Source organism: Aeromonas allosaccharophila, assembly GCF_000819685.1.
GTDB lineage: Bacteria > Pseudomonadota > Gammaproteobacteria > Enterobacterales > Aeromonadaceae > Aeromonas > Aeromonas allosaccharophila.
The window spans coordinates 88532-100294 of the sequence record NZ_CDBR01000005.1; the positions used below are offsets into that span (position 1 = coordinate 88532).

Here is an 11763-nt window from a genome sequence, read left to right on the forward strand (position 1 = left end):
GATGCAGGCCGTTTGCTTTATCGGAGGGGCTCAGGCGCCGAGGCGAGCCAGCAGCCAGCTGCGAATGTCGCCGAGCTGCGGACGGCAGATCTCGTGGCGCATCGGGTACTCGTGCCACTCGGGGGTGAGTCCGGCGCTTTCCAGCCGGTTCTTGGCATCCCAACCGAGCGACAGGCTCACCACATCGTCATAGATGCCGTGCATGTAGCAGATGGGCAGGGCGCGAGCGGCCTCGCTCATCTCGCCGAGCAATTTGTCGGGGGCGGCCAGATAGGTGGACATACAGAGCAGGCCCGCCAGCGTTGCCTGATAGCGCAGCGCGGTGAAGGAGGCAATCACCCCGCCCTGAGAGAAGCCCGCCAGCACGATGCTCTCGGGGGCAAATCCGTCGGCCACCAGCTGATCGAGCAGGGTGGCAATCTGGTCGGCCGAGTCACGGACATGGGACTCCACGGCCCGCTCGGCGGGATCCTCGAAGCTCTTGATGTCGTACCAGCCGCGCATCTTGTAGCCCATGTTGATGGTGATCGGGCGCTCGGGGGCATCTGGCAGCAGGTGACGCACCGGTAGCTCGGCGGGCAGGTCCAGCGCGTCCACCAGCGGGGCGAGACCGGCGCCGGAATCACCCAGCCCGTGCAGCCAGATCACCGCGTGACGGGCGCCCTGCGGGTGCAGGTCGATCATGGGAACACCACAGTTTCGCCAGCCTGGGCGGTGCAGGATTTGCTCAGCAGCGCCTTGAGCTCGTGGCCGAAGCGGTTGTCGATCCAGGTGTCACCCTGCAGGTCGAAGTGGAAGCCGTTCTCGCGGGTGGCGACCCAAATCTGGTGCAGTGGCTCCTGCTTGTTGATGATGACCTTGGTCTTGTTCTCGAAAGAGAGGGTCAATACGCCGCCGTTGCGTTCGCAGTCGATATCCGGATACCCCTCGTCGAGAGTGTCTTCCACATATTGGAAAAAGGCGTCGGTCAGGGCGTGATACTCGTGATCCTTCATCGGTTTATCCTGTTGCTTTTAACAATGTGAGTGCGATTATAGAGGGCCAAAAATTTTTTCGCAGCGAACCATTATGATCACCCAGTTCACCAAGTGTCTGCTTGCCACTCTTCTGTCCCTCGGGTTGGCCGCGTGCGGTCTGAAGGGGCCGCTCTATATGCCGCCCCCCGAGCAGCCACAGAGCCAGAGTACACCGCAAGCAGCATCGCCAGCGACCTCCGAGGCTGCCACCGAGGCCGCGTCGCACTAATGCCGCACCCATTCTAGGAAGGAACCGCCCCCTTGGATCACTTTAACTACGACGCCGACGGCCAGCTTCAGGCCGAGCAAACCTCGCTGCAACAGCTTGCCGAGCAGTACGGTACCCCGCTTTACGTCTACTCCCGTGCGACCCTCGAGCGCCACTGGCACGCCTTCGACAAGGCCGCTGGCGATATTCCCCATCTGATCTGCTATGCGGTGAAGGCCAACTCCAACCTGGCGCTGCTCAACCTGCTGGCCCGTCTGGGCTCGGGGTTTGACATTGTCTCCGGTGGCGAGCTGTCGCGGGTACTGGCGGCGGGTGGTGATCCGGGCAAAGTGGTCTTCTCCGGCGTGGCCAAGAGCGAAGCGGAGATGCGCCTCGCGCTGGATAAAGAGATCCTCTGTTTCAATCTGGAGTCTGAAGCCGAGCTGGAGCGCCTCAATCGGGTGGCGGGCAGCATGGGCAAGAAAGCTCGCGTTTCGGTGCGGGTCAATCCGGATATCGATGCCGGTACTCACCCCTATATCTCCACAGGCCTCAAGCAGAACAAGTTCGGTATTCCCATCGAGCTGGCGCCTGACATCTACCGCAAGGCGGCGGCGATGGCGAACATCGAGATCGTCGGGGTGGATTGCCATATCGGCTCGCAACTCACTGAATTGAATCCCTTTATGGAAGCGGCTGACAAGTTGCTGCGGCTGATCGACGGTCTGGCGGCGGAAGGGATTCATATCCATCATCTGGATGTGGGCGGCGGCCTGGGGGTCAACTATGGTTCCGAGCAGCCACCCCATCCGACCGAATATGCCGAAGCGCTCAAGCAGAAGCTGGCGGGTCGGGATCTGACCCTGCTGTTCGAGCCAGGCCGCGCCATCGTCGCCAATGCCGGCGTGCTGCTGACCCGGGTCGAGTACCTGAAACCGGGCGAGACCCGCAACTTTGCGCTGATCGATGCCGGCATGAACGACATGCTGCGCCCCTCGCTCTACGGCGCCTGGATGAACATCATCGAGGTGGATAGCCGTGCCGGGCATGCTCCCGCGCTCTATGACGTGGTGGGCCCGGTGTGCGAGACCGGCGACTTCCTCGGCAAGGAGCGCACCCTGGCGATTGCCGAGGGTTCCCTGCTGGCAGTGCGTTCGGCCGGTGCCTACGGCTTTACCATGTCATCCAACTACAACACCCGTCCGCGCGCGGCCGAAGTGCTGGTGGATGGTGCCGAGGCGCACCTGATCCGCGAGCGGGAGCAGTTGGCCGATCTCTGGCGCGGTGAGCATCTGCTGCCCTGATGCAGTAGATAGAGACGACAGAATTTTACAGCCCTGACAGCACAGGAATGCACGATGTGGATAGATTGTTCCAGGATGCATGGGGCTGTGGACAACGACTTCATAGTGGTTGACGGTGAGTTTTTACAGCCCTAACAGCACAGGAATGCACGATGTTGATAGATTTTTCCAAGATGCATGGCTTGGGCAACGACTTCATGGTGGTGGATGGCGTCACCCAGAAGGTATTTTTCAGCAATGACGTCATCAAGAAGATGGCTGATCGCCACTTCGGGATCGGCTTTGACCAGCTGCTGCTGGTCGAGCCGCCCTATGACCCTGAACTCGACTTTCACTATCGCATTTTCAATGCCGATGGCAGCGAGGTGGAGCAGTGCGGCAACGGCGCCCGCTGTTTTGCCCGTTTCGTGCGTCTCAAGGGGCTGATCAACCGGGATCGTATCGCGGTCAGCACCGCCCGGGGTCGCATCGTGTTGCAGCTGGAGGGGGAGAATCAGGTCACGGTCAACATGGGGGTGCCCCAGTTCGAGCCGGGCAAGATCCCGTTCAGGGCCCAGAAGGCAGAGAAAACCTATCTGCTGCGGGCGCAGGAGCATACCGTGATGTGTGGCGTGGTCTCCATGGGCAATCCCCACTGCGTCATCGAGGTGCCTTCGGTCGCCGATGCGCCGGTCGAGACGCTGGGCGCCATCATGGAGCGCCACGAGCGTTTTCCCGAGCGGGTCAACGTCGGCTTTATGGAGATAGTCAACGCCACCGAGATCCACTTGCGGGTATTCGAACGCGGGGTGGGGGAGACTCTGGCCTGCGGTACCGGTGCCTGTGCGGCGGCGGTGATTGGCATCAGTCAGGGCAAGCTCAAGGAGCGGGTCACCGTCAGTCTGCCGGGCGGCAAGCTGACTATCGCCTGGAAGGGACCGGGTCAGCCGGTCTATATGACAGGCCCCGCCGAGCATGTGTTTGACGGCCAGATAGAGGTTTAGCCGATAAAGGTTCAGGTACGGGGGGCGCTGGCCCCCTTTGCCCATGATGTCGGGGCAGCGAGCCCCATTTCTCTGATGGATCAACCAATTTATGAGCGAACTCAAACGGCAGGAGCAATCGGTGGATGAAGCCACTGTGCTGGAGTACCTGGCCCGTTATCCCGAGTTTTTCCAACGCCATGCCGCCGTGCTGGACAGGATCCGCATTCCCCATGAACGCAAAGGGTCGGTCTCGCTGGTCGAGCGCCAGCTGGAGCGTCAGCGCGAGCGGATCGAACAGCTGGAGCAGGAGATCACCGAATTGATGGGGATCGCCAGCGAGAACGAGCGGATCTTCCGGGTCTATGCCGATCTCTACGGCGAGCTGTACGGTTGCCAGACCCTGTTCGAGGTGAGTGCCGTGATGGGCAAGGCCTTCGTCCAGCGGCTGCGCCTGACCGGGCTGCGGCTCTGGCTCAATCCCAAGAAGTTTGCCCTGAGCGGGCCCGAGCAGCGCTTTCTGGCACAGGGCAAGCAGCTCGAATCCCTGCTGGGTCAGCGTCTGCCGGGGCAGGATTACTACTTTGGCCGCCTGAGCCAGAGCGAGAAGCAGGCGCTGTTTGGCCACGACGTGCTGGTCAACTCGGTCGCCCTGATGCGGCTCGGCGATCTCGGTGTGCTGGCCTTCGCCAGCTCGGATCCCGGCCACTTCACCCCTCACAACGACACCTTGCTGCTGGGTCAACTGGGGCGCCTGCTGCAACTGCGACTGCCCGAGCTGACTCATGGCTAGAACACCGGCCAGGGCGCCCGCCAAGGCTCCCGTCGTCGCGCCGCCACTGCCCGCAGCATTGGCGGAAGAGCTGGCGGCCTTTATCGAATACTTGAGGGTCGAGCGTCAGCTCAGCCCTCACACCCGCAATAACTATCAAGCCCATCTGGAGGCGATGACCGCAGAGCTGGTGGCTCTGGGTCTGGCTGACTGGGGCCTACTCGAGGCGAGCCAGGTGCGGACTCTGGTGACCCGGATGCACAAGGGGGGGCTGGCACCCCGATCGCTGGCCACCAAGGTCTCTGCCCTGCGCAGCTTTTGCGACTGGCAGGTGCGGCAGGGCCGGCTGACCGCCAATCCGGCCCGCGGTATCGTCACCCCCAAACAGGGGCGACCGCTGCCGAAAAACCTCGATGTGGACGAGATGTACCAGCTGCTCAATATCACCGACGAGCTGGATCCGCTGGCGGTGCGGGATCGTGCCATCATGGAGCTGATGTACTCCTCAGGGCTGCGCCTCGCCGAGTTGGTGGGGATCAATCTGGTGGATCTGAAGCTCGACGACCGTCAGCTCAAGGTGACCGGCAAGGGCTCGCGGGAGCGGGTGTTGCCCATCGGCCGGATGGCGGTCGAGTGGCTGCAGAAATGGCTCAAGGTGCGCCCACTGCTGGCCGGGGACGAGAGCGAGGCGCTGTTTGTCTCCAGCCGCAAGCAGCGCCTGTCGGCCCGCTCGGTGCAGGCCCGCCTCGATGGCTGGGGCAACAAGCAGGCGCTCAACGCTCACGTCCATCCCCACAAGCTGCGCCACAGCTTCGCCACCCATATGCTGGAGTCCTCCGGCGATCTGCGGGCGGTGCAGGAGCTGCTGGGACACGCCGATCTCTCCACCACCCAGATCTATACCCACCTCGACTTTCAGCATCTGGCCAAGGTTTACGACAGCGCCCACCCAAGGGCCAAGCGTGACCCGGATGCGCAGGACGATGAATAACGGGCCCAGAGCCCCGTTGCAGAGGAGAGTCCATGCACTTCTATCGCCGCTGGCAGCCGGTTGCTGCCATCTCGTTTGACCTCGATGACACCCTCTATGACAACGGCCCCGCCATCGTGCGCGCCGAGCAGTGGATGCTGAGCCATCTGCGCAGCGAATATCTGGCCACCGCCATGCTCGACAAGCCGCGCTGGCTGGAGCTAAAACGCGCGGTGTTGCTGGCCAACCCCGAGCTGCGCCACGATGTCAGTCTGGCGCGCCAGCAGACCATCCGCGCCGCCATGGTCGCGGGGGGGATGGCCGACCAGCAGGTCAGTCGCGAGGCGGAGCAGGTATTTGCTGCGTTTCTGGCAGAGCGCTCGAAGATCGAGGTGAGCGAGTCAACCCATCGGCTACTGGCCAGACTGGCCGAGCGATACCCGCTGGTGGTCATCACCAACGGCAATCTGGATCTGGCGCAGGCAGGACTGGAACGCTACTTCACGCTGGTTTGCAAGGCGGGGGCGGGCGCCAGAATGAAACCGGCATCGGATATGTTTGAGCAGACCCGCAGCGCCCTCAAGCTGCCAGCGGAGCGGATCCTCCATGTGGGGGATCATCCCGAGACCGATGTGCTGGGGGCCCGTTTGCACGGCTTTCGCGCCGCCTGGCTCAACGAGCGGCAGCAACCGTGGCAACAGCTGCAACTGTTGCCGGACGTGGAGCTGACGGCGCTGGAGGAGCTGGCCGAGCTGCTGCTCTGATGGCGCTGGCGGGTGGCCATGCTCAGGCGGCAATAGCTGTCAGCGAATAGCGATGTATGGCAAGGGGTTACGACCGCTATTTGCGGCAAACCAGCCCGAGCAGGGTGTAGCGATCGCGCTGGTTGACGCGGCAGTAACTGATGCCGGCGGGCAACGCCTGCTGCAGGGTGATAGCGCTGTTCTGATAGCGGCAGACCAGATAGAGCGGGCTCAGGCTGCTATCGAGCTGGCTCCAGTAGTGGATCTCGTCGTTGTCGCCGTTATCCGGTTTGAGCTGGGCCAGCTCGGCAGGATCTCCGTCGAACAGGGCCAGATTATCGAGCCGGTGGCTGAGGGTTTCGTCCGGTTTGCCATCGTCATCGCGGGTGAACGCCTGCCAGCCCTGCTGCGGGGTCAGCAGCTGCTGGCGAGTCTCGATGGTGGCAGGGCAATCAAATTGCAGGCTGGCGGCAAGGGCCAGGGTGGTCAGTAACATGGCTGCGGTTCTCTCTTCACGTCCTCAATATCGTGCCATGCTACGTCATCTTCCACCGAACAGCTTCATCAGTTTATCAAGCAGATCAAGCTGTTGTGGTGGCTGTTTCATGGCTTCCGCCTCCCGCTCCAGCAGCGCCCGCTGCTCCTGCTGGCGGTCGCTCAGCACCCGGTAGAGGGGCTCGACCAGCGATTCCCGCTGCATCACCAGCTCCTGAAACATGGCCTGATTGATGCGATAGGTTTCGACGGTGGCCACCGCCCGTACCGTGAAGGAGCTGGGCTCGCCGGTGAGCAGGCTCAGCTCGCCAAAGAAGTCCCCCGCGCCGAGCGTACCCAGTTTAAGCTCCCGTCCCTCGACGTTGACCACCATCTCGGCCTCCCCTTTGACCAGCACGAACAGCCAGCTGGAGACATCCCCCTGCTCCAGCATGATGTCGCCGCTGACGAAGGGGGCGAACTTCACCTGATCGGCCAACTGGAGCAGCTCGTCCTCCTGTAACATGGCAAACAACGGCAGTTTGCGCAGGGTGTCGGTACGCTCGGCTGTGTGGCGCTTGTGGCGGGCATCCTGATGTTGTTTCTCCTTGCTCATGAAGACGTTGAAGATCGGCGGGGTGAGGCGGCGATCGTTGCGGCGCAGGGCAGCATCGATCAGGCTGCGTACCATGGAGTCGGTCGGATCGTCGCGAGCCAGATCGGTCAGCCAGTAGCGCACCGCGTAGCGGGCAATGCCCCCTTCGACGTTCATCAACAGGCAGTCCGGTTGCGGATGCTTGGCGACGCAGGGGAGCTTGGTCTCCCGCAGGGATTTCTCGATCAGCGCGATGATCTGGGTCGGCAGGGTATCCAGCGTCAGATCGAACCAGACCCAGCGCCGCCACTGGAGCGGTTCGCCCCGACGGCGGCCGAGCACGGTGAAGCGCTGTTTGAGCAGGTGGCTGTTGGGGATGACGACGGTCTCCCAGTTGCGGGTCTCGATGGTGGTGGCGCGCCAGTTGATCTCCACCACTCGGCCCTGGGTGGTATCCACTTGCAGCCAGTCACCGATGGCGATGGAGTTGTCGAGCTGAATGGAGACCCCGGCCAGCAGGTTGCCGAGAGTATCCTGCATGGCGAAGGCGATGACCGCAGTGATCACCGCCGAGGTGGTGACTATCTCCCCGAGCGCCATGCCAGAGGCGTAGAGGCGAAACAGACCCCAGCCGATATAACCGATGGTGATGACGATATCGGCGATGATCCGCGGGATCCGCACATGGCAGAGAGGGAGCAGAAACTCGAACAGCAGGATCCCCCACACCTTGACCAGTATCAAACCGGCCAGCAGGGTGGAGATCTCGACCAGCAGTTGATGGGGCAGCGGCAGTTTGAACCAGCCCCCCTCCAGCTGGATCAGCAGGATGACCACCGCGCTTATCATCACGAAGCCGAGTTCGGAGAGCAGCTCCCGTCGCTGTCCTGGGCGGCGCCAGAAGTGGGTCAGCATCAGGGAGAGGGTGAGCAGGGTCCAGAACGGGTGTTCGCCAATCCAGATCAGCGTCGGTAGCGCAGTGAAGTTATCGCCAGCCATAGCAGCACCTTATTGTGGTTTACCTCCAGCATAGCTGCTGCGGTGCGGGGAAATGGTGCGTTGGGGCGGCAATTTATTTATCCTGTGCAGGACAAGGCAAAGGAGTGCGATTACGTGGAATTTTCAAAGAAAATCATCTGTTTGATGGCCCTGTTGCCACTGGCTGGCTGCGATCTGCTGACGGACAAGTACCGGGTCGAGTTCAGGGATGGTTCCTGGCGCGAAATAGCCATTACCCCTTTCGCCAGTGAGGCGCGCTGGCGCGAGGGGTGTGCCACCGGCGAGGTGCTGACCGATATGAAGGTGCCCATCAAGCACGGTGACACGGTCAATGGTCGGGAGCAGTTGCTTATCGGGGGCGAGAAGTTCGAGCTGGATGACAACAACCTCTACCGCAGCAACGGCATGGTGTTTGGCCAATCCCCTGACCATATCCAGCGTGGGCTCAAGGGGATGGATATCTGCCGCACCCTGCGCCCGGAGCGGGGCGGACTGCCCAAACTCAAGGCGCGGGGGTTTGGCGACTGAATCGATGGGGCTTAGCGGCCTGCCATCAATGCACTGCGCTGGCGGCAGGCATCGCCAAAGGCCTGGAAGATCTTGATGGAGTGGGGGTTTTCATTGGCCTTCCACTCCGGATGCCACTGTACTGCCAGCAAGAAGGGTGACAGGGTGGGGGCATGAAGCGCCTCGATCAGCCCATCCTCGGCGTGGGCCAGTGGCTCCAGTCCGTTCCCCAACCGGTTGATGCCCTGTCCATGCAGGGAGTTGACCGGAATCCGCGCTTCCCCCATCAACTCGGCAAACCAGCTGCCCGGTAGCAGTTCAATCTGATGGCTCGGCCCATACTGATCATCGACCGGATCGTCGGCATCCTCCCGATGATCGTCATAACCCGGCTCGTTATAGACCTTCTGATGGATGTCTCCCCCCAGCGCCACGTTGATCTCCTGCATGCCGCGGCAGATCCCGAGGATCGGTAAACCACGGGCCAGCGCTCCTTTGATCAGCGGCAGATCGAACAGGTCGCGATCTCTGTCCTGCTGTTTCTCCGGGGTGAGGTTCTCCTGGCCGTAGAGGGCCGGGTCGATGTTGGAACCGGCGCCGCTCAGATAGACCCCATCGGCCAGATCCAGATACTGCTCCAGACCGGCGGTGCCGCAACAGGTGGGCACCAGCAGCGGGACGCAGTCGCTGATGTCGACCAGCGGCATGATGTATTTGTGGGTCATCACCTGATAGGCATGGCCGTTGCGGGGCTGGGCGCCCATGGTCATCAGCACGACCGGTTTACGGGTGGCGGGAGGCAGGGGATTTGGCATAGGGCACCTTGATTATCCTTGGCGTTGAAGTCTCATCCTGCGCCTTGGGTAGGCCCTTGCAAACCGACCGGGCAAGGGCATGCCTCAAGGCATGGTCATGGGATCCGGCGTCGGGCAGGGTGGCAGAATCGTCGGTCAGCCTGGGCAGCAACAGCCTGGATCCTCTCTCCAGTCTGCCAAGGCCGTTCAATATGTCAAACGAAATGATGCCGAATTGTTAACGGCTTTGTTTTGACCTGCTCTGAAGTGGCGATTTAACGGGGCTGTTCAGATGGGGTGTCGTGGCCGTGTCGCCTGAATGGTGGATATATTAAACGCGCAGGATGGCGGGGGATGGATAGGGGAAAAAGGGTCAATAGAAGCACGCCTCCGCGAGGGAGGCGTGTTTCGGGGATCACAGCAGATCTTCGATCTCACCGCGCAGATACTGGTACATCTCGCGATAGGCGACCGGCGGCTTGTTCAGCTCCCGCTCCTTGTTGGCGGAACGGATCAGCTGGCGCAGCTTCTGGCGATCCAGCTCGTGGAACTGGGACATCAGCTCGTTGAGGGCGCTGTCACCTTCGGTGATCAGGCGCTCACGCCACTGCTCCAGCCGATACAGGCGGGCATTCACGGTGGAGTGACGATTCTTGAAGATCGACAGAGCTTCGATGATCGGCTCCGGGTCGCGGTTGCGCATCAGACGGCCGATGAACTGCAGATGGCGACGATAGGATTCGTCTTTTTTCGGCTTGAGCTTGCGCCCCAGCTCGATCGCATCAGCCAGCTCTTCGTCCATCGGCACTTTTTCCAGTTCGCTATGGCTAAGGCTGACCAGCTCATCGCCCATTTTTTGCAGGGCGTCGGCGTCGCGCTTGAGCTGGCTCTTGCTCGGGCCCCAGTCTTCGAACTCGTTGTCGTCTTGATATTGACTCATCGGTCTCTTGATTCCTGTCATTCACGTTTGGTGGATATGTTACCAGCTTCTCCCGCTGGGCGCAGGGGTCTGATATGCTTACCCCCCTTTCCTTCTTTCATATAGATGTGAGTTATGGATCAGCAAGACCAAATCCGCCAGGATCAAGCCCATCTCGAGGCCGTGGTTGCCGAAGCCCTGGAGATAGCCAAGGGACTGGGCGCCTCGCTGGCCGAAGTCTCCATCAGCAAGCAGACCGGGTTGTCGGTGAATACCCGGGGTTGTGAACTGGAAAGCATTGAATTCAATAAGGATGGAGCGCTGGGCATCGCCGTCTATCGCGATGGTTGCAAGGGATCCTCCTCGACCACCGATCTGAGCAAACCCGCCATTCGTGCCGCCGTTGAAGCGGCCATCGAGATTGCCCGCCACACCTCGGCTGATGATTGCGCCGGTCTGGCGGACGCCGATCTGCTGGCCTGGGATGCCCCCGATCTGCAGCTGTGCCACCAAATCGAACTGGATCCCCAGCGTGGCATCGAGCTGGCCATCGAGTGCGAACGCTTGGCGCTCGGCCGCGATGCCCGCATCAAGCACTCCGACGGTGCCGGTTTCTCCAGCCATCTCGGCATCAAGGTCTATGGTAACAGCCATGGCTTCGTCAAAGGCTACGCGGCCTCGCGCAACTCCCTGAGCTGCGTGCTGATCGGCGAGCAGGATGGCGACATGCAGCGGGATTACGGCTACTCCTCCAGCCGTACCCTCGACGGGCTCTGGAGTCCGCAGCGCATTGCCGACGAAGCCGTTGAGCGTACTGTCTCCCGCCTCGGCGCCCGCAAGATCTCGACCCGCCATGCGCCGGTGCTGTTCCACCCCGACACCGCCTCCGGCCTGTGGGGCCATCTGGTGATGGCGATCAGCGGCGGCAACCTCTATCGCAAGTCGAGCTTCCTGCTCGACAAATTGGGCAAGCAGATCCTGCCCGAGTGGCTCACCATTCAGGAGTTCCCGCATTTGCTGGGCGGGCTCGCCAGTACTCCGTTCGATGGCGAAGGGGTGCGTACCCGCGATATGGATATCATCCGCAATGGCGAGCTGATGAGCTGGCTGCTCACCTCCTACTCCGCCCGCAAGCTGGGGTTGACCACCACCGGTCATGCCGGTGGCATCCACAACTGGCAGGTTTCCAACTCCGGCCAGGACTTTCAGGGCATGCTGAAAGAGATGGGCACCGGCCTGCTGGTGACCGAGCTGATGGGGCAGGGAGTCAATATCGTCAATGGCGATTACTCCCGCGGCGCCGCCGGCTTCTGGGTCGAGAATGGCGAGATCGCCTATCCGGTCGAGGAGATCACCATCGCTGGCAATCTGGCCGAGATGTTCGGCCACATCGTGGCGGTGGGCAGTGACGAAGACGAGCGTTCCAGCCTCAAGACCGGCTCGGTGCTGGTGGAAAATATGAAGCTGGCGGGTCACTGATCCCGGTTTCAACAGAACTGA

14 protein-coding genes are annotated in these 11763 nt (G+C 61.7%); 8 read left to right on the plus strand and 6 right to left on the minus strand.

Going from position 1 to position 11763, the window contains the following annotated elements; all coding sequences use genetic code 11:
* Positions 1-30: 30 nt before the first annotated feature.
* Both BN1115_RS00710 and cyaY read right to left on the minus strand, forming a co-directional pair.
* Positions 31-684, minus strand: a complete 654-nt coding sequence (locus BN1115_RS00710) for an alpha/beta hydrolase (RefSeq protein ID WP_042655642.1) — start codon at positions 682-684, stop codon at positions 31-33.
* On the minus strand, positions 681-995 hold the full coding sequence (cyaY, locus tag BN1115_RS00715) for an iron donor protein CyaY (protein WP_042655643.1): 315 nt from the start codon (positions 993-995) through the stop codon (positions 681-683). Before cyaY ends, BN1115_RS00710 begins: the two co-directional genes overlap by 4 nt.
* A gap of 73 nt (positions 996-1068) precedes the next feature.
* On the opposite strand from cyaY, the gene lptM reads away from it, so the two are divergent.
* The 6 genes from lptM to BN1115_RS00740 all read left to right on the plus strand — a co-directional run bounded on the left by lptM (position 1069) and on the right by BN1115_RS00740 (position 5996).
* Entirely contained in the window at positions 1069-1245 is a 177-nt protein-coding gene (lptM, locus tag BN1115_RS21360) for an LPS translocon maturation chaperone LptM (RefSeq protein WP_082034766.1), read from the plus strand.
* 32 nt (positions 1246-1277) lie between these two features.
* A complete protein-coding gene (gene lysA, locus BN1115_RS00720) occupies positions 1278-2528 on the plus strand; it encodes a diaminopimelate decarboxylase (protein ID WP_042655644.1) in 1251 nt (416 codons plus the stop codon).
* 152 nt (positions 2529-2680) lie between these two features.
* Positions 2681-3511: a diaminopimelate epimerase gene (gene dapF, locus BN1115_RS00725; RefSeq protein ID WP_042655645.1), complete on the plus strand. Its 831-nt coding sequence runs from the start codon at positions 2681-2683 to the stop codon at positions 3509-3511.
* Positions 3512-3602: 91 nt separating this feature from the next.
* Positions 3603-4283, plus strand: coding sequence for a DUF484 family protein (locus tag BN1115_RS00730; protein WP_005336370.1), 681 nt, complete (start codon positions 3603-3605; stop codon positions 4281-4283).
* Complete coding sequence (xerC, locus tag BN1115_RS00735; RefSeq protein WP_042655646.1) at positions 4276-5253, plus strand: tyrosine recombinase XerC; 978 nt, start codon at positions 4276-4278, stop codon at positions 5251-5253. Before BN1115_RS00730 ends, xerC begins: the two co-directional genes overlap by 8 nt.
* Positions 5254-5285: 32 nt before the next feature.
* Positions 5286-5996 (plus strand): HAD-IA family hydrolase, encoded by a 711-nt coding sequence (locus BN1115_RS00740; RefSeq protein ID WP_042655647.1) that lies wholly within the window; start codon positions 5286-5288, stop codon positions 5994-5996.
* A gap of 76 nt (positions 5997-6072) precedes the next feature.
* On the opposite strand, the gene BN1115_RS00745 is transcribed toward BN1115_RS00740, so the two are convergent.
* Entirely contained in the window at positions 6073-6471 is a 399-nt protein-coding gene (locus tag BN1115_RS00745) for an STY0301 family protein (protein WP_042655648.1), read from the minus strand.
* Between the two features lie 45 nt (positions 6472-6516).
* The gene (locus BN1115_RS00750; RefSeq protein WP_042655649.1) at positions 6517-8043 is read right to left on the minus strand and encodes a mechanosensitive ion channel family protein; all 1527 of its coding nucleotides are present in this window, start codon (positions 8041-8043) and stop codon (positions 6517-6519) included.
* Positions 8044-8187: 144 nt separating this feature from the next.
* On the opposite strand from BN1115_RS00750, the gene BN1115_RS00755 reads away from it, so the two are divergent.
* Entirely contained in the window at positions 8188-8571 is a 384-nt protein-coding gene (locus BN1115_RS00755; RefSeq protein ID WP_042655741.1) for a hypothetical protein, read from the plus strand.
* A gap of 11 nt (positions 8572-8582) precedes the next feature.
* Here BN1115_RS00755 and BN1115_RS00760 read toward each other — a convergent pair whose 3' ends face one another.
* Together BN1115_RS00760 and yjgA are read right to left on the minus strand one after the other, a co-directional pair.
* On the minus strand, positions 8583-9365 hold the full coding sequence (locus BN1115_RS00760) for a gamma-glutamyl-gamma-aminobutyrate hydrolase family protein (protein WP_042655650.1): 783 nt from the start codon (positions 9363-9365) through the stop codon (positions 8583-8585).
* Positions 9366-9759: 394 nt separating this feature from the next.
* The gene (gene yjgA, locus BN1115_RS00765; protein ID WP_042655651.1) at positions 9760-10284 is read right to left on the minus strand and encodes a ribosome biogenesis factor YjgA; all 525 of its coding nucleotides are present in this window, start codon (positions 10282-10284) and stop codon (positions 9760-9762) included.
* Between the two features lie 114 nt (positions 10285-10398).
* Between yjgA and pmbA the strand changes: the two genes are divergently transcribed.
* Positions 10399-11742, plus strand: coding sequence for a metalloprotease PmbA (pmbA, locus tag BN1115_RS00770; RefSeq protein WP_042655652.1), 1344 nt, complete (start codon positions 10399-10401; stop codon positions 11740-11742).
* The last annotated feature ends 21 nt before the right edge of the window (positions 11743-11763 follow it).

Coding starts and splice junctions, on each gene's coding strand:
- BN1115_RS00710 (WP_042655642.1), bottom strand. CDS start 684: ATGATCGACCTGCACCCGCAGGGCGCCCGTCACGCGGTGATCTGGCTG.
- cyaY (WP_042655643.1), bottom strand. CDS start 995: ATGAAGGATCACGAGTATCACGCCCTGACCGACGCCTTTTTCCAATAT.
- lptM (WP_082034766.1), top strand. CDS start 1,069: ATGATCACCCAGTTCACCAAGTGTCTGCTTGCCACTCTTCTGTCCCTC.
- dapF (WP_042655645.1), top strand. CDS start 2,681: ATGTTGATAGATTTTTCCAAGATGCATGGCTTGGGCAACGACTTCATG.
- BN1115_RS00730 (WP_005336370.1), top strand. CDS start 3,603: ATGAGCGAACTCAAACGGCAGGAGCAATCGGTGGATGAAGCCACTGTG.
- xerC (WP_042655646.1), top strand. CDS start 4,276: ATGGCTAGAACACCGGCCAGGGCGCCCGCCAAGGCTCCCGTCGTCGCG.
- BN1115_RS00740 (WP_042655647.1), top strand. CDS start 5,286: ATGCACTTCTATCGCCGCTGGCAGCCGGTTGCTGCCATCTCGTTTGAC.
- BN1115_RS00745 (WP_042655648.1), bottom strand. CDS start 6,471: ATGTTACTGACCACCCTGGCCCTTGCCGCCAGCCTGCAATTTGATTGC.
- BN1115_RS00750 (WP_042655649.1), bottom strand. CDS start 8,043: ATGGCTGGCGATAACTTCACTGCGCTACCGACGCTGATCTGGATTGGC.
- BN1115_RS00755 (WP_042655741.1), top strand. CDS start 8,188: ATGGCCCTGTTGCCACTGGCTGGCTGCGATCTGCTGACGGACAAGTAC.
- BN1115_RS00760 (WP_042655650.1), bottom strand. CDS start 9,365: ATGCCAAATCCCCTGCCTCCCGCCACCCGTAAACCGGTCGTGCTGATG.
- yjgA (WP_042655651.1), bottom strand. CDS start 10,284: ATGAGTCAATATCAAGACGACAACGAGTTCGAAGACTGGGGCCCGAGC.
- pmbA (WP_042655652.1), top strand. CDS start 10,399: ATGGATCAGCAAGACCAAATCCGCCAGGATCAAGCCCATCTCGAGGCC.